Here is an 18,666-nt window from a genome sequence, read left to right as displayed (position 1 = left end):
CGTCCCTACCCACGACGAACCAACCCCAGCAGCACGCCGAGGACCGCCACCAGGACCACTCCGCGGAGCAGTTCGGGCCACACCAGACGGTAGCGCTCGGGCTGCACCGCCCCCAGCGCAGCTCCGGCCGCAACGAAGACGATCCAGACCGCGCACGTCGCGCCCAGCGACCACGCCACCCGGCTGCGCCGATCAGCGGGCCCCACCAGCGCCAGGATCAGCGCCACGGTGAGCCCCATGAGCGCCCCGCCGGCAGCGAACGCCGCACCATTGGTCGCGAGCCGTCCCTCCAGCTCGGGCCATCCGCTCGCCACCACCACGCCCAGATTCGCAAGCCCCCACAACGCGCCGATGCCCAGGCTGGCCCCGATCGCCGGGACCGAGGGCGACGGCCGGGCTTGATCCGTCACGCCCCGCGCGCCCATCAGTGACACGCCATGCCGAGGCTGTGCCGGTAGCTGTGCAGCCCGTCGTGCGCCCACGCCCCCGCGAACGACGGCCCGAACATCACCACCGCCTGCATCGCCACCACCACCCCCAGCGCCGCGATCACGCTCATCGGCGCGTGCTTGGTCCCCGTCACTGCCTGTGTCATCACCTGTTCCATCTCTTCCTCCTTGTTTGGTTTGCCCTTGAGCCCGCCCTCTCGCTCCATCCAGCCCGGAGGCCCCTAGGCCATCCTCAACAGAGCATTGACGGTGGCCACCGCCGCCGGCGTCCCGCCCTTGCGCCCCAGCGCGGTGATGAACGGCCAATCGAGGCCCGAAAGCGCCTCTTTCGATTCGGCCGCCGAGACGAAGCCGACCGGCACGCCGACGACCAGATCCGGCCGGGCCTCGCCCGACTGGATGAGCCGGATCAATTCGAAGAGCGCGGTGGGCGCGTTGCCGATCGCGTAAATCCCGCCCTGGACTTCCCGCGCCGCCTTGCGCATCGACATGATCGCCCGCGTCACGCCTGCCGCCTTGGCCTCGGCCATCACGTCCGGGTCGGAAATGAAGCACCGCACGCCCCCGCCGAACCGCGCCAGACCGACCTTGCTGATCCCCGCCTGCACCATCTCCACGTCGGCCACCACGTCCACCCCGCGCCGCAGCGCCTCGACCCCCGCCTCGACCGCCCGCGGGTGAAAGCGCAGCCGCCGCGCGAATTCGAAATCGGCCGAGGCGTGGATGACCCGCCGCGCGATCTGAAATTCCCCCGGACCGAACTCGTGCGGCCCCAATTCCTCCTCGATGATCCGAAAGCTCTCCGCCTCGATCTTCTCGGGATCAACGATCGTGGGATAGGTCATGGCGGTCCCTCCACGTCGAGACCGCACAACGACTCGGCTGCCTGATGAAAGACGAACTCTTCTACCGGCCGTCCGCCGACCAAGTGCTCGTCCACGATGCGATCCAGCACATCCGGCGTCACCCGGCAATACCAGACCCCGTCGGGATAGACGACCAGAATCGGACCCTCCTTACAGATCGCGAAGCACTGGCACTTGGTCCGCTTGACCCGCCCGGCTCCCTCGTCGAGACCGGCGGCGGCCAGCCGGTCCCGCAGCGCGTCGAACAACCGCTCGGACCGGCCAGTCTCCGCGCACCGGCCCTTCACGCAGAGCAGGACGTGGCGCGCAAACGGCTTAAGCACGGGCTTGAGGACCTCCGGATATTTAATGTCCATGCCCGTGCGCCTCCGCTCCGTTGAAGACCAGATCAGGGTCGCGATATTTGCACGTGTCGCAGGACATGAGGATCGGCCCTTCGAGCGTCTCCCGCGCGCGCTGCTCCACCACGTCCAGAAACGCCGGATGCCGCCCCAGGTAGTCGCCCGCCGCGATCTCCACGCCCGGCGTAGCCGCGGCGGCCTCGGCCACGATCCGATTGATGCGCTTGATCAACACGCCGGTGAAGATGAAATACGGGATCGCGATGACCCGGCGCGCGCCCAAGCGCACGCACCGGTCGAGGCCCGTGGGCAGATCGGGCTCGGTGACGCCGATGAAGCAGGTCTCCACCCAGCCGTAGCGCGTGTGCTCCCAGTAGAGCCGCGCGATCTTCAGCAGGTCGCCGTTGGCGTCGGGGTCGGAGCTGCCGCGCCCCACCAGCAGGATCGCGGTCTCGCGGCGGTCCCGCGAGGGCAGGCCGCGCTCGACCGCCTGCACGCGCTCATCCACCACGTCCAGCAACACGGGATGGATGCCGAGCGGCGGTCCGTAGTGAAATCGCACGGCGGGATGGCGCTCGCGCGCCCGAACCATCTCGCGGGGCACATCGGTCTTGGCGTGGCCCGCGGCGAAGAAGAGCAGGGGCAGCACGACCACATCCTCATGGCCGTCGCGCACGCAGCGGTCCAACTCGTCGGCGATCGACGGCTCGGCCAACTCCACGAACGCAGAGTACACGGCGCGCACCGGTCGGCGGTCCTTCAGGCGCTCGGCCATTGCCAGGAATTCCTCATTGCCCTCGGCGTCGCGGCTGCCGTGCCCCACAAGGAAAAGAGCGGGATTGATGGTCATCATATGGTTTCTCCCGGTCGATGGTTGCCGTTGACATCTCCCGCCGTCTCGGGCGGGCGCCGGCCCCAGCGGTCGTAGTACAGCACCGACTCCAGCGGCACGCGGCTCTCCCATCCCGCCGTCTCCAGCGTGGGCGCGTCCGGAAACCGGGTCACGTACCCCATGCACAGGTACGCGACGAGGACCACGTCGTCGGGGATGTCCAGGATGTGCGCGACGGCAGCGGGATCCAGAATGCTCACCCAGCCCACTCCAATCCCCTCGGCGCGGGCCGCGAGCCAGAGGTTCTGGACGGCGCAGACGGTGGAGTACAGATCCGTATCCGGGATGCTGTGGCGGCCCAGCACGTGCGGACCCCGGCGCGAACGGTCGCAGGTCACGGCCAGATTGATCGGCGCCTCCTCGATCGCTTCCAGCGTGAGGCGCTGATAGAGCAGGCGACGCTCGCCCTCGTACACCGCCGCCGCGGCCTCGTTCGCGGTCAGGAACTGGGTCTTGATCCGGCGCTTGACCTCGGGGTCGCGGATGACCAGAAAGTTCCACGGCTGCATCAACCCCACCGAACCGGCCTGGTGCGCGGCGTGCAACACCCGGCGCAGCAGCTTGTCCGGAATCGGCCTCGGGAGGAACTTGCGCATGTCGCGCCGCCGGTAGATGGCCTCGTAGACGCCGCGCCGCCAGAGCGGAGGAAACGTGTTCGATTTCAGGCCCGCCACGGAAGTTTCCCTCACTTATCGATTCCGACTTGGGCTGGAATGCCGCGATGAAACGGATGCTTGACGCACCGCATCTCGGTCACCAGATCGGCCCGCTCCAGCAATTCCTCCGGCGCTCCCCGGCCCGTCAGCACCAGATGGAGTCCACTCGGCCGCAGATCCAACACATCCAGCACGTCATCTATTTCCAAGAGCTTCTTCTTGAGCGCCACGTTGATCTCGTCCAGGATGACGACCTGATAGTCCCCCGCAGTCACTGCCTCGCGGGCCCGGGCGAGCCCCTCGCGCGCCGCCGCCACATGATCCTCGAACGTGGGGACGACGTCGCGGCGCCAGGTGAATCCCTTGCCCACCCGCTCCACCGTGATCGACGGCAGGGCCTTGGCGATCATCTCGATTTCCCCCGTGTCCATCTCGCCCTTGATGAACTGGATGACGTGGACGCGCAACCCGCGCCCCGCCGCGCGCAAGGCCAAACCGAACGCCGCCGTGGTCTTCCCTTTGCCGTCGCCGGTATACACGAGGACCAGGCCGCGCGAACCGCGGTTCAAGTCGTTCACGGGCCGATCCAGAGTCGCGCCGCGACGCCGATGACGAACACCATGGCCGTCGTGGCGGCCATCACACGGCAGGCCTGTGCGATATCGGCTCGCTCGACGGGACGCTTCGCGGTCCCGATCGTCGGCGATGCATAGTACGTCCCTCGGTACCAGTGCGGCCCCCCAAGCTCGATCCCCAACACCCCCGCCATCGCCGCCTCTGTTAACCCCGAATTGGGGCTGTCGTGTTTGCGCCCGTCCCGCCACGCCGCGGACCAGCCCCCGCGGGCCGACCCGCCGAGGAAACCGCCGGCGATGGGCATGAGCAGCGCCGTCAGGCGCGCCGGGAGCAGATTGGCCAGATCGTCCAGCCGCGCCGACGCCCAGCCGATCCGCGCGTAGGGCTCGATCCGATAGCCCACCATCGAGTCCAACGTGTTGACCGCGCGGTACGCCATTGCGAGCGGACCGCCGCCGAGCAGGGCGAAGCAGAGCGGCGCGGTCACGCCGTCCACCGTGTTCTCGGCCACGCTCTCGATCGTCGCGCGGGTCACGCCCTTCTCGTCCAGCGGCTCCACGTCCCTCCCCACCATCATCGCCACCCCACGCTTCGCCTCGGCCAGGTCGCCCCGGCCCAGCGCGCCCGACACCCTTGCCGCGTGCTGCCACAGATCGCGGGGCGCGAGCGACCAGTAGATCGCCATGACCTCCGTCCCGCGCGCGGCCCATGGATGGATCAGCCCCGCCAGGTGGATCACGCCCCAGGCTGCCCCAAATGTCCCCCCGACCACTCCGAGCGCCAACGTAACCCCGGCCGCCCGCTCGCGCGACGGATAGTGCGCGCGCAACGCGCGCTCCAAGCTCGCGATGATCCGGCCCAAACCGCGCACGGGATGCGGCAGTTCGCGGGGATCGCCGAGCGCCGCATCGAGCGCCAGCGCGCCGAGGACAAGGAGGACGATCTCCACGTGGTCCGGGCCGGTCACCGCCCCATGACCCGGTACACGACCTCAAGATCTACCGCCGTCCGCACCGCCGACGCCAGCCGATCCAGTTCGGCGTCCACGTCGTAACGGGCCCGGACGGTCCCCAGCGGCGCCAGCCCCTTCTTCTCCCGCCACGAGTCGATCAGCGCCCGCCGGAATTCGTCGCCGTCGAAGATCCCGTGGAGATATGTCCCCCAGCACGCCCCGCGCGCGACACCCTCGGCGCGACCGTCGTCAAGATCAAAGAGAAGGGGTTCGACATGTCGAACCCCTCCCGGATCAGAAAGGCGGCTCCGGCCATGATGGATCTCATAACCGGTCACGGCGCAGCCGGTGGACCGGTGACGTCCCGACACGCGCCGCAGCACCTTCGCGTCCTCCAGGACGGTCTCCACGGGCAGCAACCCCAGGCCCTCGGTGCGGCCATGCGCGCTTTCGATTCCGCCGGGGTCTTCGATCGTCCGGCCCATCATCTGCAGCCCGCCACAAAGCCCGATCACGGCGCCCCCCGACGCGGCGTGGGCGCGAAGCTCCTCGGCCAGCCCGCACGCGCGCAGCGCCGCCAGATCGGCGGCCGCGTTCTTGGAGCCGGGAAGGATCACCACCTCGGGGCGGCCCAGCCGTTCTCCAGGCTGGACGAAGCGCACGCGGACATCCGGCTCGATCCGCAGCGGATCGACGTCGTTGAAGTTGCTGATGCGCGGGAGCTCGATCACCGCGACCGTCACCGAGAACGCGGAGTCGGGCTCGGCCGCGTGACCGCGGAGCGCCAGCGAGTCCTCGTCGGGCAGGCGCAGGTGATCCAGGTATGGGATGACCCCCAACACCGGGCGGCCGGTGCGGCGCGCCACCGCGTCAAGGCCGGGATCGAGCAGCGACCGGCGGCCCCGGAACTTGTTGATCAGCAGTCCCTTCACCCGCGCCGCGTGCACCTCCGGCAGGAGCGCCAACGTGCCCACCAATGCCGCGAAGACGCCCCCCGAGTCGATGTCGCCCACCAGAAGCACGGGCGCGTCGGCCATGTCGGCCACCCGCATGTTCACGATCTCGCGATCCATCAGATTGATCTCGGCCGGACTCCCGGCGCCCTCGATCACGATCACGTCGTGCTCGGCCGCGAGCGAGGAGTATGCGTCTTTGACGACCGGGAACAACTCGGCCTTGGCGTCCAGGTACGCGTCGGCGGACAGCGTGCCGCGGACCTTGCCCATCACGACCACCTGGCAGCCGTCCTCCGACGAGGGCTTGAGCAAAATGGGGTTCATCCGCGCGTCGGGCTCGATCCGGCAGGCTTGGGCCTGGAGCGCCTGGGCGCGGCTCATCTCCAGGCCGTCGCGCGTGACCGCCGCGTTCAACGCCATGTTCTGCGACTTGAACGGCGCGACGCGATAGCCGTCCTGGAGAAAAATCCGGCACAGCGCGGCCGTAATCAGGCTCTTGCCCACATTCGAACCGGTGCCCTGAATCATAATTGTCTGAGTTCCTGACTCTTTCCAGACCATGTTTCGGTACCCCTACTTTAGAGCCCGTTCAGGAGCGGTCAGATGCAAGGCGGAGCGAGCGCCCGCACCGCAGCGTACTGGGTCGTACGTGAGGAGCGGACGCGCAGCGACAACGCCGCAGATGGCCGCTCATGGACGGGCTCCCACGTGAAAGAAGGCCGCCCAGGTCAGGACCGCGATCACTTCCGCGCCCTCGCCCGCGGCGCCGATCGTGTCGCCGGTCACGCCGCCCAGCCACGCCGTGACCCGGCGGGCATACACGGTCACCGCGGCCCACACGACCGCGACCGCCGCAAGCCCCGCCGGTCCCATGACCGCGGCCGCGATGAGGCACGTCGTCACCGTCGCCCACCACCAGACCGCGCGGGTCGCGCCTTCGACGAATGCCTTGCCGGTCCCCTGCTCGCGCGCGTACGTCCGTCCGACCGTGGCGTGGACCTGGGCCCAGCGCCCCAGCACCGGCATGGCGAGCAGCGCGGGCGCGAGCGCGCGGGGCGGCAGCGCCGCCAGCGCCGCGATCTTCAGCCCGAGCACCGAGAACAAGGCCAGGCTCCCGTAGGTCCCGATCGTCGAGCCCTTCATGATCCGCAACGCCTCCTCGCGCGAGCGCGAGCCGCATGCGTCGGCGGTATCCGCCACGCCGTCGAGGTGCAGGCCGCCCGAGAGCCACGCCAAGAGCAGCACGGCAAGTGTCGCCACCAGCGCAGGGGGAAACAGCCGGACGGCCGCCAGAGAGAACACCGCCAGCGCCGCGCCGAGCGCGAGCCCCACGAGGGGAAAGGCGGCGAGCGAGCGACCGAACGCCCCCTCGTCCGCGGCGCGCCCTCGGCGGCCCAGCGGGACCACGGTCAAAAACGCCCATGCCGCCAGAAACGCTCTCATTGCGATGTCAGGATTGTGTCCGAGTCGTCGAGTGCCGGAGCCTGTTCAGGGAAGGCCAGATGCCAGGCGGAGGGAGAGCCTTGCGCGCCTGTAGGGGCGTATTGCAATACGCCCCTACGAGAACCGTGAGCACGCAACGCCGACCGACAACGCCGCAGATGGTCTTTCATGGACAGGCTCCTCGCCGCTCCGAGACCCCGGCCTCGCCGAACGTCGCCATCTCGTTAAGGATCTTCACCGCCCCGTCGAGCAGCCCGATGGCCAAGGCCGCGCCGGTGCCCTCGCCCAGGCGCAGCCCCAAATCCAACACCGGCGCGAGCCCCAACCGATCGAGCGCCAGGCGATGTCCCGGTTCGACCGATTGGTGCGACGCCAAGAGATAGCCGTCGAGCGAGGGTTCCAGGCCCGCGGCGATCAGCGCCGCGGCCCCGGAAATGAAGCCGTCGAGCACGACCGGCACGCGCCGGTTCGACGCGCCGAGCATCATCCCGACCAGCGCCGCGATCTCCAGGCCGCCGAGCTTCGTTAACACGTCCATGGGATCGCTCGCGTCGGGTCGGTTGACGGCGATCGCGCGCTCGATCACCGAGACCTTGCGGGCCCAGACCGCGTCGTCGATCCCGGTGCCGCGGCCGGTCACGTCCCGCGGCGACGCGCCGGTCATCACCGCGGTAATCGCGCTGCTGGGCGTGGTGTTGCCGATTCCCATCTCGCCCACGCCGATCACGTCCACACCCGACGATGCCAGATCCTCGGCCAGCTCCACGCCCACACCCACCGCAGCCTCGGCCTCCTCGCGCATCATCGCGGGCCCGACCGCCAGATTGCCGGTGCCGGGGCGAACCTTCCGGCGGCGCAAGCCCTCCAGCTCCGGAAACGCGTGCGCCACGCCCACGTCCACCACGACGACGTCCGCGCCGACGTGCCGCGCCAACACGTTGATGCCCGCGCCGCCGCGCAGGAAGTTGTAGACCATCTGCGCGGTCACGTCGGACGGATAGGCGCTCACCCCCTCGGCGGTCACGCCGTGGTCGCCCGCGAAGACCGCAACGGTCTTGCGGCGCAGCACCGGCGCGGCGGTCCCGCGCGCCGCGCCGTACCAGCGCGCCAATTCCTCCAGGCGGCCCAGGCTGCCGAGCGGCTTGGTCAGCCGATCCAACCGCGCTTGCAACGCGTCCGCCACCATTGGATCGGACGCGACTTTCTCGGTGATACTGCGTGATGTCATGACACTCCAATCGGTTTGAGCCGCCGCGCCAACCCCGCGGTGACGAGATAGACGTCGTTGACCGCCTCGGCCACGGCTTGATTGACGAGCCCCTGCCAATCCCGGAACAGCCGCCCCAGGTGGGTGGGGGGGACGATGCCCATCCCGACTTCGTTACTGACGACGATGACGCGGGCGCGCGACGCGGCGATCGACGCCGTCAGACGATCGAGGCGGCGGGCAATCCCGGCATCGCCTTCTTCGCGCTCGATCAGATTGGAGAGCCACAGCGTGAGGCAATCCGCCACGATCACGTCGTATTCGCGGGCCAGCGCGTCCACGCGCTCGCCCAGATCCAGCGGCTCTTCAATCGTCTCCCACGAGGCGTCCCGCCGCTCGCGGTGCGCCGACACCCGCGCCGTCATCTCCGCGTCACCGGGTTGGACGCGACAGGTGGCGACAAAGGCGCGGCGGCCCGGCATCGCGCGGCCCAGCTCCAGCGCCACCCGGCTCTTGCCGCTCCGCGTGCCGCCCAGGACCAGGGCGGTGCGTCCGGGGGCGCTCACGCGGCCCCCACTTCGATGCCGCCGCCCTGCAGGCGCAGCCGGCGGACGGGCGCGCGGTGAGGCACGAGTTCGGCGATACGCCGCGCCACCCGCTCGCGGTCATAACCGCCGGGCGGAAGGAGGAGACCGATGAGCGATCCGCTGTGCGCGACGTTCACCCCATAGCCGCCCTCTTCCAGCGCGAGCCGCAGCAGCGGTTCGAGCGCGGGCTTGGGTAGAATGTTTTGATGGCAGAGCGCGCTGATCGTCGCGCCCCGGCCAATCGATGCCGCGTCGCCGCGCGCCAGCCCCCGCCGCACCAGATCGAACGCGCGCAGGATCGACCCCGCTTGCTCGCGCGACACCGCGGCCGTGTCCCGTTCGTTGAACGCCAGGGTGTCCACCGGCCCGCCCACCTCGACCGCCACCAACTCGATGGGCGGGGGCAACCCCCAGCGCTCCAGCACGCTCCCGCGCCGGTGGTCGAACAGCACGATGCCGTCGAACAGCACGCCGTCGGTGGGTTCCACCGCCAGTGCCGCACGCGCGACGGCGCCGGCATCCACCGTTCCGCGCGCCGTCGCCAACCACAGGCCCACCGCCGCGCCGATATCGGCCGTGCTGCTCGCCATCCCGATCGCGCGGGGGAGGTCCGACCTCATTGCAAGGCCGGCCAGGAACGCCGGCGATCCGCCCGCGGCGGCGAGCGCCCGCCGCACTTTCTCCCCATGCCCGGCGCGGCGCGGCCCCGGTCGCCACGTCGCCCGCGCGTAGCGATCGACCGGACACGACGCGTGCAGCCGCACGCCGTCAACGATGCCTTGCACGAGTTCGCCGCAACTGCCCGGCACGCGCGCCGTCAGGCCCATGCCGGCTCCTTGACCGCCGCGGCGAACGCCTCGACCAACCGTCGATTGTCCGCTTCGGTGCGAACGGCGACTCGAATGTACGAGGGACCGAGGCCATCAAAATCGGCGCAACTGCGAATCAGGATGCGATCCTCGATCAGGCGATCGCGGAGGGCGTCGGCGTGCAGGCCGTCAGGCAGCCGGATCAGGATGAAATTAGCGCGCGACGGCGCGGGATGGAACCCCGGGAGCGCCCCGAGCCGTTCGATCAGCCGCGCGCGCGCGCGACGGATCAACTCGGCGCCCGCGCGCGCGTGGTCGGCGCAATCGAGGAGCTCCTGTCCCGCCGCCAGCGCGAGCGCGTTGACCGCCCACGGCTCCTTCAACCGCTCGACCCGCGCCATGAGCGCCGGCGCGCCGACCGCGTAGCCCAGGCGCAGGCCCGGCACGGCGTAGGTCTTGGTGAACGAGCGCAGGACAATGACGTTGTCGGGCAGAGGCGCGGACAGGAGCGAAAAAGCCTCGGGCGCGTCGGAAAGATCGACGTAGGCTTCATCCACGACGAAGAGCGTGGACGGTCGGGCGGCGGCAAGAGCACGCACCGCATCGGCATCGAGCGCCGTCCCCGTGGGATTATTGGGATTACACACGAACGCGAGATCGCCGCAGGAGCCCGTCGCGCGTCCGTCGGCAACGACGGCGCCGACCGCCTCGGCGGCCTCGGCGTAATCGCGATAGGTCGGCGGGTCGACCAGCACGGTCCGGGGGCGGAACACGCGGGGCAGCAGGAAGATGAACTCGGTCGACCCGTTACCGATCAGGATGGAGTCGTCCGAGAGACCGTGCAGGCGGGCCAAGCCGCGCCGCAGCGCCCGGCAATCGATATCGGGGTACGCGGCAACGAGTGGGGATGTCGCCTGGAGGATGGCGTCAACTACCGGCGGGGGACCAAGGGGGTTGAGGCTGGCGCTGAAATCACAGACGGTGGCCGGCTCCCACCCGTACCGCGCTCGAATCGCTTCGAGATTGCCTCCGTGCCCGGTGTACATCGCGCTTCCCTCGGCCGCGTGGTCCGCATCGGGGGAGGCTCGCCAAATAAAAAATCCTCAACACCCGATACGGGTATTGAGGATTGCACCCAGGTTCTTGATCCTCAAAATTTAGGTCACCACGTCCACCCAGATCCGGGGTGTATGGCAACACGCTTCAGGCAGGTCTTCTGACTTACGGATCATCCTACTCCCCCGGCCTTCCCGCTCTTTCAAGCAGTGGCCTGATCGGGTCGCCTATGTCGCAACCCTAGGGGTTTCGTCCCCGTACACAGCGGCGGGACCGTCCCGGACTTCCACCGGGTTCCCTTTTCAGCCCCCTCAGGGGGCACCCGAAGCAGTCGCGACCATACTCCCAACGCCGAGCCCATGTCAAGCCCCTGTACTGGTCCACTACATGTGAGACAACGAGGGGCGAGTGAGCGGCATGATGCCGAGGTCCTGGAGGAATTGCAAGGGCGTGCGATAGGCGAGCGCTTGGTGGGGGCGGATGGTGTTGTAGGTGTGCTCCCAGCGACGCAGTTCGGGGTTGAGGGCCGCCACCGTCCAGGCACACGGCGTGATCTCGTAGAACTCCTCGGTATGGGTGCGCTGGGCACGTTCCACCTTCCCATTGAGCTTGGGACTGCGCGGTGGGAGGGCAAACAAGCGGATCTGGCGCTGCTGACAGGCGGCCTCGAAGTCCGCGAAGAACTCCGAGCCGCCATCGACCTGAATGGCGCGGACGGGCACGGGGAGCCGCGCCTGCAGGGTGTCGAGGAACTGCGCGGCCACCCGGGCCGTCGCCCGCTCATGCACTTCCACGACATCCCATCGAGAGATCACGTCCCGGGCCGTGAACTGCTTGAGGATCACCCCCGGGACGGGCCGCACATCCAGCGTATCGACCTGGACCAGATCGCCCGGGGCCTGCGGGTGGTAGTCCGCGGGCTTGCGCACCGCGTAGGGCCGGGGCGGCCGCCGCTTGCGCGCCGAGATGGCGTGACGGCGCGGTTCCACCAGACGGCCGTGCGCTTTGAGCCACTGCAGCATCCGCCCCACGGTTGATGCCGAGAGCCGGTCGCCGGCCCGCTGGAGCAGGACCGCCAGCTTGGCTTTGCCCCACCGCGGGTATTGCGCCCGCAAGCGCCGGACCGCCTCGAGCTGCGCAGAAGTCCAGGTGGCCTGGCGGACCCGCCGCGGTCGGCGGGAGCGCGCCCGCACCGACGTGGGATCGTGTGGATCAAACTGCCGCGCCCACCGATACAGGGTCGCCCGGCTGAGCCCAAAGGTCCGACAGACGACGTCGACATCACGGGTCTCCCGCCACAACGTCAGCACCCGCAGCCGCTCCTGCCCCCGGGGCGAGAGCTCGATCTCCGGAAACCGTTGCTGAAACTGCCACGTCAGTCCAAATACCCGCATCGCCAGAGGCCTCCCGCTTCAGGGTTGAGCCCCTCGCTTCTACCAGATCTTGTCTCACATGTATCTGGACCTATTCAGCCCCAGAATTTACAGCCCCAGAATTTAGCTCTCTGACGTAGTAAACATTATACGGCACGTTGTTGCTCGCGCGGGCCCGGCCCGGCTCGTCTGTCGGTATTTTCTGCTACCACTTTGCTACCAAACCATCCAAGATCGGGCCTATCAGGCAAACATGGCATTACGCGGTTTCATCGACTTTACCAGGTGTTGGCTCGTCGTCGTTCGGCTCAGGTTGTTCCTCAACATTCTTCGCAATCAGCATAGGTCACCGGTTCGATCCCGGCACCCTCCACCATCTTTTTTTAAATTCTTTCCAGCACTTCCGTAGCACGCCCAGAGGGTGTAATCCCGTTTTTGGTTTTTTGCTGCCAGTTTGCTACCACTTTTACACAATGACGAATCAGCAGGTTTTTCGCGTTCGATTCTTCTTGCTCTGTGACAGGCCTCCCCTGACGAGTGGGCTGGCGGCGCTTGATTTGTCCCTAGCCCCGCCTTTCGCTGACTGACAGTCACCTCAGCAATCGTGATCGGAGAATACGATGGCCGTTATCAAGGTCGGGGTCGCGGACATCGGGATATCGGAGATCGCAGACTTGGCCCTTCCTGCCCACGGGAGGAGACGCAGGGGCGGGCGAAGCGTTATGAGCCTACCAGAACAGACCAGCGAGTTTGAGTCCCGCCACCATGAGAACGGTTCCCAGCAGCCGCTGTAGAGAGAGCAGGGAAATCCGCCATGCTCCCATCGAGGAGCCGATGGCCCCTCCCAGGAGGACGCACGCGGTCAGGGGAACCAACAGGTGGCCGTCCACGGCCGCTCCCCGAAGGAGGTGGGCGGCCAGACCGCTCAGGGAATTGAGGACGATGAAGGCGGAGGAAACCGCTGCGGTCTTTTTGGCGTCGGCCCATCCGAGGAGAAGAAGCAAGGGACTCAAGAAGATCCCGCCCCCCACGCCCACCACGCCGGAGAGAACACCGAGGACACCGCCCACCGGCAACGCCAGCGACCATCGTGGCGAAGCCCCGGCAACGAAGGCGGGGCTGACCACCCGCGCCAACAAGAGAAAGCGCAACGCGGCAACCAGAAGGGTTCCCCCCAGCAGCCCGGCGTAGAGCCGGTCGCTGACCGTGATCAATCCCCCCGCAAAAGCCGCGGGAATGGCGGTTACGGCAAAGGGGAGCAGCAGACGGGGAGCAAAATGTCCGGCCTTCCAGTAGTTGAAGAAACTGGTCGCCGCAACCATGATGTTGAGAATGAGCACGACCGGGGTGACCTCGGACCTGGCAAATCCCGCGAGGACCAAGAGAGCTAAATAGCCCGAGGCGCCACCGTGGCCGACCGAGGAATAGAGGGCGGCGATCATCAACACCCCCGGAATGAGGACGGTGCCGAGATTATCCTCCATCGCCCACTCCGCACACGGAACAACCTGGCCGCCGCGCCACCCGAAGCTTTCTGAACGTCATATCCGACAGATCAAAGTGAAGCAGCCACCCCCACAAAGGGGAGCCGCTGCCGGTAAGCACCTTAATCGCCTCAACGGCCGCCAGACAGCCGAGGGTCCCCGACACAGCGCCCAGGACCGGAAACGCCATCGGATCCCAATCGGGAAACTCCTGGTAGATGCAGCCCAGGCAGGGGGTGCGCCCAGGTAGAATGGTGGTGAGATACGCCTCCATCCCATACATGGCTGCCTCGACCATGGGCGTTCCCAATCTGACGCACGACCGGTTCAGAAGCTCGCGCTCCTCAAAGTTGTACCGACAACTGATGACGATGTCTGCCCCCTCTACGAGGTCTCTCACATTCTCTTCGCAAATCCGTCCGTCGAGGACGTCGATGCCCACCTCCGGATTGAACCTCCTGAGGCCATCCTGCGCGCAGCGCACACGGCTTTCGCCGACCTGCTCCGGTCTCATCAGGATCTGGCGGTTCAGATCGGGCAGGTCGAGGACCCCATGATGGACCAATGACAGCCGGCCGATCCCGGCCGCCGCAAGGTAGAGGGCGACCGTCCCGCCGAGCCCCCCTATCCCAGCTACCAGGGCCGTGGAGTCCTTCAGCCTCTCCTGACCTTCCACGCCGAACCCGTCCAGGGAGAGCTGTCTTCGATATCGCTCCAGCGGATGGAGGTCCACTCTCTCGTCCAGGATGTTACCCACGCCTGCCTCCCGCGCTCGAACTGGACAAGGTCATCTTGCGGAGCTGCACGAGATCCTTGTCCGTCAGCACGTGCTTCTTCTGAGTGGCCAGACGGCGGACGACCGGGAGCATGGCTCCCGCCTCCTCGTTCGAGAGGAGGATCCCCAGCCGATCAAACCGCTCCTTGAGCAGGTGCGATCCCGAGTGTTTTCCCACCGCCAGGGTTCGCGAAAGCCCCACCTCCTCCGGCGGAAAAGCCTCATACGTCAGCGGGTCCTTCAGAACGCCATCCGCGTGGATCCCCGACTCGTGGGCAAAGATGCAGCGTCCCACCACGGCCTTCCAGGGCGGGATGGGACGGCCCGAGGCCCTGGCGACTTCTTGGCAGAGGGGAAGCAGGGCTTCGGTCTTCAGGGAGAGTGCCTCTTCCTCAAGATGTTTGAGGGCCATGACGACCTCTTCCAGGGCGGCGTTGCCGGCTCGCTCTCCCAGGCCGTTGACGGTGGTATTGACAGCGACAGCCCCTCCCTTCACGGCCGCCAAGGCGTTGGCGGTCGCCAGACCAAAATCATTATGGGTATGAATCTCGATCGGGATGGGCAGGCGATCCGAGAGGAGACGGATCATCTCGTAGGTGACGAAGGGGTCCAGGATGCCGACGGTGTCACAGTAGCGAAACCGGTCTGCGCCAGACTCCGCGGCGGTTTGACCGTACTGGACCAGAAACGTCCAGTCGGCTCTGGAGGCGTCCTCCGCCCCAACCGACACTGTGAGACCCCGTCGCTTGGCGTAGGAAAGGGCCCAGCGGAGTCGCGCCAGCACCCAGGCGCGCGTCTTCCGGAGCTTGCGCTCGATATGAAGATCGGAGACCGGAAGGGAGATGTGCACCCACTTCACCCCGCAGGCCAGCGCCGCATCGATGTCCGACCGCGTGGCCCGGCACCACGCGAGGACCTCGGCCCGAAGACCCAGCGCAGCGATGGCTCGAACCGCCTCCTGCTCCTCTCCGCCCATCGCCGGGGTTCCGGCCTCGATCTGATCGACGCCACAGTCATCCAGCAGTCTGGCGATCCTCAGCTTCTCGTCGATGGTGAAGGCGACTCCGGCCGCCTGCTCCCCATCACGCAGGGTGGTGTCGTCGATGAACACGTTTCTGACACCGTCACTCATCTCCCGATCCCGGATGCTCCCCTCACACCCCATGCGCTTACCACGCCTGATCTTCCGGCGGCGGGCAGACCGCCTCGACCCGCTCGATCCAGGGGAGTCGTTCCCTCACCATCTGCTCGATGTTCCAGAGCACCATCCGGCGGGTTCGACACCAGGCGGTGAACGGGCCGGCGAGGCTCACGTAGACCACCCCGTCGGCGCAGCCGGCCACCTTGACGTCTCCACCCTCCGCGATCAACTCGGGGCGAATTTCCTCAAGCACCTCGATGACCCGTCCAACCGCCTCATCCATTCGCCTGCTTCTCCATTTCCGTCAATTGTTGCCGTGCCGACATCAGGTCGACGTACTTTTGATGGGTCTTTTGCGCGACCTCCATGATCGTCTCCCACCCCTTGGGAAGGTCCTCGGCCAGGTCGTGCAGGTCCATTTTCAATTGCCCCGCCTCCGAGTTCAGTCGCTTGACCCGTACCTTCAACTCCTCGATCGTCATCGTGTCGTTCATTGCAACATCTCCTCGCCGACTTGTGACGTTCTGATCTGCCAGGCCTCCTCCACCGGTGTCACGAAGACCTTGCCGTCCCCGTGGGCCCCGGTGCGGTTTACCTGGATCAGAGCCTCGACGACCGGGTCCACCTTGTCATTCGGAACAACCATCCTGAGCATTCGTTTGGGAACATAGAGGACCGGCTTGGTGATCTGATGCTCCAGGGCGTACACCGACGGTGTCGGTTTGGTCATGATCCGCGAGACGCCTTCGTAGTGTTCCGGCAGCTCAGGATCGATTTCAGAGAACCGGCCTTTTTGTTTGCCTCGCCCCTCCACGCTGTAGACGGTCATGGCGGAACAGCCGATCTCGTCCAGGACACGCTTGGTCATGGGGAACTTGTCTCGTCGAATGATCGCGATGATCTCCTTCATGGTTACAGTTCCGGCTTTCCGGTCCTGATGGTATATGACCGCTCGACGGGGCTCACGAACACCTTTCCATCGCCGATGTTCCCGGTTCTCGCCGTCTTGAGAATCAACTGGACCACCTCGTCGGCATTCTGATCCTCCACCACCATCATGAGGACCAGCTTGGGAAGCTCATCGTAGTGAACGCTCCCCACCTGGAGCCCTTTCTGCTTACCCCGCCCGAAGACGTGGGACTTGGTGACGGCGGGAAAACCCGCTCCCTCCAAAGCCAGAACCACCTCCTGCTCCTTCTCCGGGCGGACAATTGCGCGGACCATCTTCATGTGGCTCCCCTCAGGTTGTTACGGCCGGCAGAGGGCCGTGGGTGTAACACTGTTTCGGGCAGACCCGGGAACAGGCTTCGCATCCGACGCAGCTCTCGGGATGAGCCAGGGTCATCACCTGTTTCTCGAACTCCTCGTCTTCATCCGTCACTACGATCAACGTCCCGTCCTCGTCCACGGGCGTCAACCGCATCACATCCCGGCCGCAGACCTTGAAGCACCGGCCACAGCCAATGCACTTTGAGGCGTCGATGTTCTGGACAAACCGTGGAATCCAGACGGTTCCGCCCTGCGTCACGCCGGTGACCATTTCCGTCGCGCTCATCTGACTGATCCCTTCATTGAAGAATCCGAAAAGGATTCGATTCCACGCCGTGAGGTATCCCGTTCCGTCCAAGATGGCGATCCACCGTTTCCCTCACCGCTTCCACCCGCAAGGGTTTGAGCAAGGTGTCATCCGCACCGGCTCCGAGCGCCTCTTTGACCGTCGGCATCGCATCGGCATCCACCACCAGGACGATCTTCACACCGGGGAAGGCGCCTTTAAGCGCGCCCAGGACCTGCACCCCCTGATCGCGGATGATGGACAATCCCAGAAGAATCAGATCAGGTCGGTGCTCGCGGCCTTTCAGGTACACCGTCGGCACGTCGCGCAGTTCATGCGTCTCGTTCTCATCGTGGAGCATGAACTGGAGGGCGGCGCGGGTGACCTCATCCGGCTCGACCACAAAGACTCTTTTGTTTTCCACCGCACGAGCAGCCTCTACACCGATTTGCATGACACGGTCTCCCCTCCGGTGTGGCTAACCACAGGCCACCGTCCGGCCAACTCGCCGATAAACTCCTGCAGCTCTTTCCTGATGGGAAGGATGCCCTGGACGGCCAGGAACTGGGCCTCCTTCTTGGACAGCTCCCCATCCAGGACGGCCCAGTGCCGGTCGGAGGAGCGCTTCATGATCTGCCGGGCAAAAATTCGGTCAAGCTGCTGGTTGAACCGGCATCCCAGAAACAGGAAGTGGCTCCCGGTTCGAAGCCGCTGGACCACCGGTGGAATCGGCGTCTGGATATCGATCTCCGTCAGCACTTCGACGTAGTCCGCATCGGAAACGAGAAAATTCGGTTCTGGATACACCGACCCGTGGGGTTTGTAGAGCACGGTGTCCGCCGCCTCTATGGAGGCGCCACCGCCGGCATATCGGACCCAATCGTTCGGATGCTCCGAGCGGCTGACACCGGTGATCTGACACACGGTTCGACCTTGTTCACCGGAACCCATCAGCGCCAGGGCCGTGGTCCCGTCATACCAGGTGTCCACCACCAACCGCAGGCGCGGCAGAGCCGACAGAAGCCGGTGAGCCGGAGCGGGGACGGTCTCCGGAGTGAAGGCCTCGTTCATCAGATGGGTGAGGGTCTTCCGGTGCTTGAAGTTCTCGATGTACTGGGCCACGGCCGTCAGATTCCCTCGGATTCGGCCGGGAACCGCGATCTTGTGACAGAGCCAGTCCGCCAGCTCCGAGGGACCGACGGGAACGCCGGCCTGCGTCTGGAAGACCCCCGGCCCGAGGTAGGGAATGATCGTTCCCTCCACAAGACCGGCGGCAATCTCTTCAAACATGTCCCGGTCTCTTCCCGTCGTCATGCCGGCTCCTTCACCGCGGAGAGCCCTTTGCATGCCTCCACCTGTTCTCGGGTCAAACGGAAGATCCCCCGCCCTCCGGAAAAGATCTGGTAGCAGTTCTGCGTGTTCCGGCTCAGGTGGTTGAACCACTCCTGTGCGGTGATCCCGGGGGGCCGCTCGCCGATCTCCTTCACGGTGCCGTCCGGGGCGAACCGGACGTGGATCATGATCTGGTTTGAGTCCATCGCTCCCTCT

26 protein-coding genes and 1 riboswitch are annotated in these 18,666 nt (G+C 66.6%); all 26 genes read right to left on the bottom strand.

What is annotated here, in order from left to right; translation table 11 throughout:
• Positions 1–5: 5 nt before the first annotated feature.
• A complete protein-coding gene (locus AB1451_06290; protein ID MEW6682517.1) occupies positions 6–425 on the bottom strand; it encodes a hypothetical protein in 420 nt (139 codons plus the stop codon).
• On the bottom strand, positions 425–607 hold the full coding sequence (locus tag AB1451_06285; GenBank protein MEW6682516.1) for a hypothetical protein: 183 nt from the start codon (positions 605–607) through the stop codon (positions 425–427). The genes AB1451_06290 and AB1451_06285 overlap by 1 nt, the downstream gene beginning before the upstream one ends.
• 63 nt (positions 608–670) lie before the next feature.
• Positions 671–1,294 carry a precorrin-8X methylmutase gene (locus AB1451_06280; protein MEW6682515.1) on the bottom strand — a complete coding sequence of 208 codons (624 nt, stop codon included), beginning with the start codon at positions 1,292–1,294 and terminating at the stop codon, positions 671–673.
• Entirely contained in the window at positions 1,291–1,671 is a 381-nt protein-coding gene (locus AB1451_06275) for a ferredoxin (protein MEW6682514.1), read from the bottom strand. The genes AB1451_06280 and AB1451_06275 overlap by 4 nt, the downstream gene beginning before the upstream one ends.
• Positions 1,661–2,509 carry a sirohydrochlorin chelatase gene (locus AB1451_06270; protein ID MEW6682513.1) on the bottom strand — a complete coding sequence of 283 codons (849 nt, stop codon included), beginning with the start codon at positions 2,507–2,509 and terminating at the stop codon, positions 1,661–1,663. Before AB1451_06270 ends, AB1451_06275 begins: the two co-directional genes overlap by 11 nt.
• Positions 2,506–3,222 carry a 5,6-dimethylbenzimidazole synthase gene (gene bluB, locus AB1451_06265; GenBank protein MEW6682512.1) on the bottom strand — a complete coding sequence of 239 codons (717 nt, stop codon included), beginning with the start codon at positions 3,220–3,222 and terminating at the stop codon, positions 2,506–2,508. The genes AB1451_06270 and bluB overlap by 4 nt, the downstream gene beginning before the upstream one ends.
• An 11-nt stretch (positions 3,223–3,233) precedes the next feature.
• Positions 3,234–3,782 carry a cob(I)yrinic acid a,c-diamide adenosyltransferase gene (gene cobO / locus AB1451_06260; protein MEW6682511.1) on the bottom strand — a complete coding sequence of 183 codons (549 nt, stop codon included), beginning with the start codon at positions 3,780–3,782 and terminating at the stop codon, positions 3,234–3,236.
• Positions 3,779–4,747, bottom strand: a complete 969-nt coding sequence (gene cbiB, locus AB1451_06255; protein ID MEW6682510.1) for an adenosylcobinamide-phosphate synthase CbiB — start codon at positions 4,745–4,747, stop codon at positions 3,779–3,781. The genes cobO and cbiB overlap by 4 nt, the downstream gene beginning before the upstream one ends.
• Complete coding sequence (locus tag AB1451_06250; GenBank protein ID MEW6682509.1) at positions 4,744–6,216, bottom strand: cobyric acid synthase; 1,473 nt, start codon at positions 6,214–6,216, stop codon at positions 4,744–4,746. Before AB1451_06250 ends, cbiB begins: the two co-directional genes overlap by 4 nt.
• A gap of 162 nt (positions 6,217–6,378) precedes the next feature.
• Positions 6,379–7,131, bottom strand: a complete 753-nt coding sequence (gene cobS / locus AB1451_06245; protein MEW6682508.1) for an adenosylcobinamide-GDP ribazoletransferase — start codon at positions 7,129–7,131, stop codon at positions 6,379–6,381.
• Positions 7,132–7,297: 166 nt separating this feature from the next.
• Positions 7,298–8,359, bottom strand: a complete 1,062-nt coding sequence (cobT, locus tag AB1451_06240) for a nicotinate-nucleotide--dimethylbenzimidazole phosphoribosyltransferase (GenBank protein ID MEW6682507.1) — start codon at positions 8,357–8,359, stop codon at positions 7,298–7,300.
• The gene (gene cobU / locus AB1451_06235; GenBank protein ID MEW6682506.1) at positions 8,356–8,904 is read right to left on the bottom strand and encodes a bifunctional adenosylcobinamide kinase/adenosylcobinamide-phosphate guanylyltransferase; all 549 of its coding nucleotides are present in this window, start codon (positions 8,902–8,904) and stop codon (positions 8,356–8,358) included. The genes cobT and cobU overlap by 4 nt, the downstream gene beginning before the upstream one ends.
• Positions 8,901–9,752 carry a GHMP kinase gene (locus AB1451_06230; protein MEW6682505.1) on the bottom strand — a complete coding sequence of 284 codons (852 nt, stop codon included), beginning with the start codon at positions 9,750–9,752 and terminating at the stop codon, positions 8,901–8,903. The genes cobU and AB1451_06230 overlap by 4 nt, the downstream gene beginning before the upstream one ends.
• Positions 9,743–10,780: a threonine-phosphate decarboxylase CobD gene (gene cobD / locus AB1451_06225; GenBank protein ID MEW6682504.1), complete on the bottom strand. Its 1,038-nt coding sequence runs from the start codon at positions 10,778–10,780 to the stop codon at positions 9,743–9,745. Before cobD ends, AB1451_06230 begins: the two co-directional genes overlap by 10 nt.
• Before the next feature lie 142 nt (positions 10,781–10,922).
• Positions 10,923–11,131: riboswitch (cobalamin riboswitch) on the bottom strand.
• A 42-nt stretch (positions 11,132–11,173) separates the two neighbouring features.
• Positions 11,174–12,184, bottom strand: a complete 1,011-nt coding sequence (locus tag AB1451_06220; GenBank protein ID MEW6682503.1) for an integrase core domain-containing protein — start codon at positions 12,182–12,184, stop codon at positions 11,174–11,176.
• A 707-nt stretch (positions 12,185–12,891) separates the two neighbouring features.
• A complete protein-coding gene (locus tag AB1451_06215) occupies positions 12,892–13,647 on the bottom strand; it encodes a sulfite exporter TauE/SafE family protein (protein ID MEW6682502.1) in 756 nt (251 codons plus the stop codon).
• Positions 13,637–14,404: a HesA/MoeB/ThiF family protein gene (locus AB1451_06210; GenBank protein MEW6682501.1), complete on the bottom strand. Its 768-nt coding sequence runs from the start codon at positions 14,402–14,404 to the stop codon at positions 13,637–13,639. The genes AB1451_06215 and AB1451_06210 overlap by 11 nt, the downstream gene beginning before the upstream one ends.
• Entirely contained in the window at positions 14,397–15,554 is a 1,158-nt protein-coding gene (gene nifV / locus AB1451_06205; GenBank protein ID MEW6682500.1) for a homocitrate synthase, read from the bottom strand. Before nifV ends, AB1451_06210 begins: the two co-directional genes overlap by 8 nt.
• A gap of 37 nt (positions 15,555–15,591) precedes the next feature.
• Positions 15,592–15,846 carry a NifU family protein gene (locus AB1451_06200; protein ID MEW6682499.1) on the bottom strand — a complete coding sequence of 85 codons (255 nt, stop codon included), beginning with the start codon at positions 15,844–15,846 and terminating at the stop codon, positions 15,592–15,594.
• Positions 15,839–16,057, bottom strand: coding sequence for a CCE_0567 family metalloprotein (locus AB1451_06195; protein MEW6682498.1), 219 nt, complete (start codon positions 16,055–16,057; stop codon positions 15,839–15,841). The genes AB1451_06200 and AB1451_06195 overlap by 8 nt, the downstream gene beginning before the upstream one ends.
• Positions 16,054–16,473 (bottom strand): P-II family nitrogen regulator, encoded by a 420-nt coding sequence (locus AB1451_06190; protein MEW6682497.1) that lies wholly within the window; start codon positions 16,471–16,473, stop codon positions 16,054–16,056. The genes AB1451_06195 and AB1451_06190 overlap by 4 nt, the downstream gene beginning before the upstream one ends.
• 2 nt (positions 16,474–16,475) lie before the next feature.
• Positions 16,476–16,793 (bottom strand): P-II family nitrogen regulator, encoded by a 318-nt coding sequence (locus AB1451_06185; GenBank protein MEW6682496.1) that lies wholly within the window; start codon positions 16,791–16,793, stop codon positions 16,476–16,478.
• A 10-nt stretch (positions 16,794–16,803) separates the two neighbouring features.
• The gene (gene fdxB, locus AB1451_06180; GenBank protein ID MEW6682495.1) at positions 16,804–17,118 is read right to left on the bottom strand and encodes a ferredoxin III, nif-specific; all 315 of its coding nucleotides are present in this window, start codon (positions 17,116–17,118) and stop codon (positions 16,804–16,806) included.
• A gap of 13 nt (positions 17,119–17,131) precedes the next feature.
• Positions 17,132–17,542, bottom strand: coding sequence for a response regulator (locus AB1451_06175; protein MEW6682494.1), 411 nt, complete (start codon positions 17,540–17,542; stop codon positions 17,132–17,134).
• 14 nt (positions 17,543–17,556) lie between these two features.
• Positions 17,557–18,432 carry an SIR2 family protein gene (locus tag AB1451_06170; protein MEW6682493.1) on the bottom strand — a complete coding sequence of 292 codons (876 nt, stop codon included), beginning with the start codon at positions 18,430–18,432 and terminating at the stop codon, positions 17,557–17,559.
• On the bottom strand, positions 18,429–18,656 hold the full coding sequence (locus tag AB1451_06165; protein ID MEW6682492.1) for a hypothetical protein: 228 nt from the start codon (positions 18,654–18,656) through the stop codon (positions 18,429–18,431). The genes AB1451_06170 and AB1451_06165 overlap by 4 nt, the downstream gene beginning before the upstream one ends.
• Positions 18,657–18,666: the final 10 nt, after the last annotated feature.

This window comes from Nitrospirota bacterium, from assembly GCA_040757335.1.
Classification (GTDB): domain Bacteria; phylum Nitrospirota; class Nitrospiria; order 2-01-FULL-66-17; family 2-01-FULL-66-17; genus JBFLXB01.
This window is presented reverse-complemented; position numbering and strand designations above follow the sequence as displayed.

Coding starts and splice junctions, on each gene's coding strand:
- AB1451_06275 (MEW6682514.1), bottom strand. CDS start 1,671: ATGGACATTAAATATCCGGAGGTCCTCAAGCCCGTGCTTAAGCCGTTT.
- AB1451_06220 (MEW6682503.1), bottom strand. CDS start 12,184: ATGCGGGTATTTGGACTGACGTGGCAGTTTCAGCAACGGTTTCCGGAG.
- AB1451_06270 (MEW6682513.1), bottom strand. CDS start 2,509: ATGATGACCATCAATCCCGCTCTTTTCCTTGTGGGGCACGGCAGCCGC.
- nifV (MEW6682500.1), bottom strand. CDS start 15,554: ATGAGTGACGGTGTCAGAAACGTGTTCATCGACGACACCACCCTGCGT.
- cobT (MEW6682507.1), bottom strand. CDS start 8,359: ATGACATCACGCAGTATCACCGAGAAAGTCGCGTCCGATCCAATGGTG.
- AB1451_06280 (MEW6682515.1), bottom strand. CDS start 1,294: ATGACCTATCCCACGATCGTTGATCCCGAGAAGATCGAGGCGGAGAGC.
- AB1451_06195 (MEW6682498.1), bottom strand. CDS start 16,057: ATGAACGACACGATGACGATCGAGGAGTTGAAGGTACGGGTCAAGCGA.
- AB1451_06200 (MEW6682499.1), bottom strand. CDS start 15,846: ATGGATGAGGCGGTTGGACGGGTCATCGAGGTGCTTGAGGAAATTCGC.
- AB1451_06290 (MEW6682517.1), bottom strand. CDS start 425: ATGGGCGCGCGGGGCGTGACGGATCAAGCCCGGCCGTCGCCCTCGGTC.
- cobS (MEW6682508.1), bottom strand. CDS start 7,131: ATGAGAGCGTTTCTGGCGGCATGGGCGTTTTTGACCGTGGTCCCGCTG.
- AB1451_06250 (MEW6682509.1), bottom strand. CDS start 6,216: ATGATTCAGGGCACCGGTTCGAATGTGGGCAAGAGCCTGATTACGGCC.
- fdxB (MEW6682495.1), bottom strand. CDS start 17,118: ATGAGCGCGACGGAAATGGTCACCGGCGTGACGCAGGGCGGAACCGTC.
- AB1451_06215 (MEW6682502.1), bottom strand. CDS start 13,647: ATGGAGGATAATCTCGGCACCGTCCTCATTCCGGGGGTGTTGATGATC.
- AB1451_06230 (MEW6682505.1), bottom strand. CDS start 9,752: ATGGGCCTGACGGCGCGCGTGCCGGGCAGTTGCGGCGAACTCGTGCAA.
- AB1451_06190 (MEW6682497.1), bottom strand. CDS start 16,473: ATGAAGGAGATCATCGCGATCATTCGACGAGACAAGTTCCCCATGACC.
- AB1451_06165 (MEW6682492.1), bottom strand. CDS start 18,656: ATGGACTCAAACCAGATCATGATCCACGTCCGGTTCGCCCCGGACGGC.
- AB1451_06170 (MEW6682493.1), bottom strand. CDS start 18,432: ATGACGACGGGAAGAGACCGGGACATGTTTGAAGAGATTGCCGCCGGT.
- AB1451_06185 (MEW6682496.1), bottom strand. CDS start 16,793: ATGAAGATGGTCCGCGCAATTGTCCGCCCGGAGAAGGAGCAGGAGGTG.
- AB1451_06285 (MEW6682516.1), bottom strand. CDS start 607: ATGGAACAGGTGATGACACAGGCAGTGACGGGGACCAAGCACGCGCCG.
- cobD (MEW6682504.1), bottom strand. CDS start 10,780: ATGTACACCGGGCACGGAGGCAATCTCGAAGCGATTCGAGCGCGGTAC.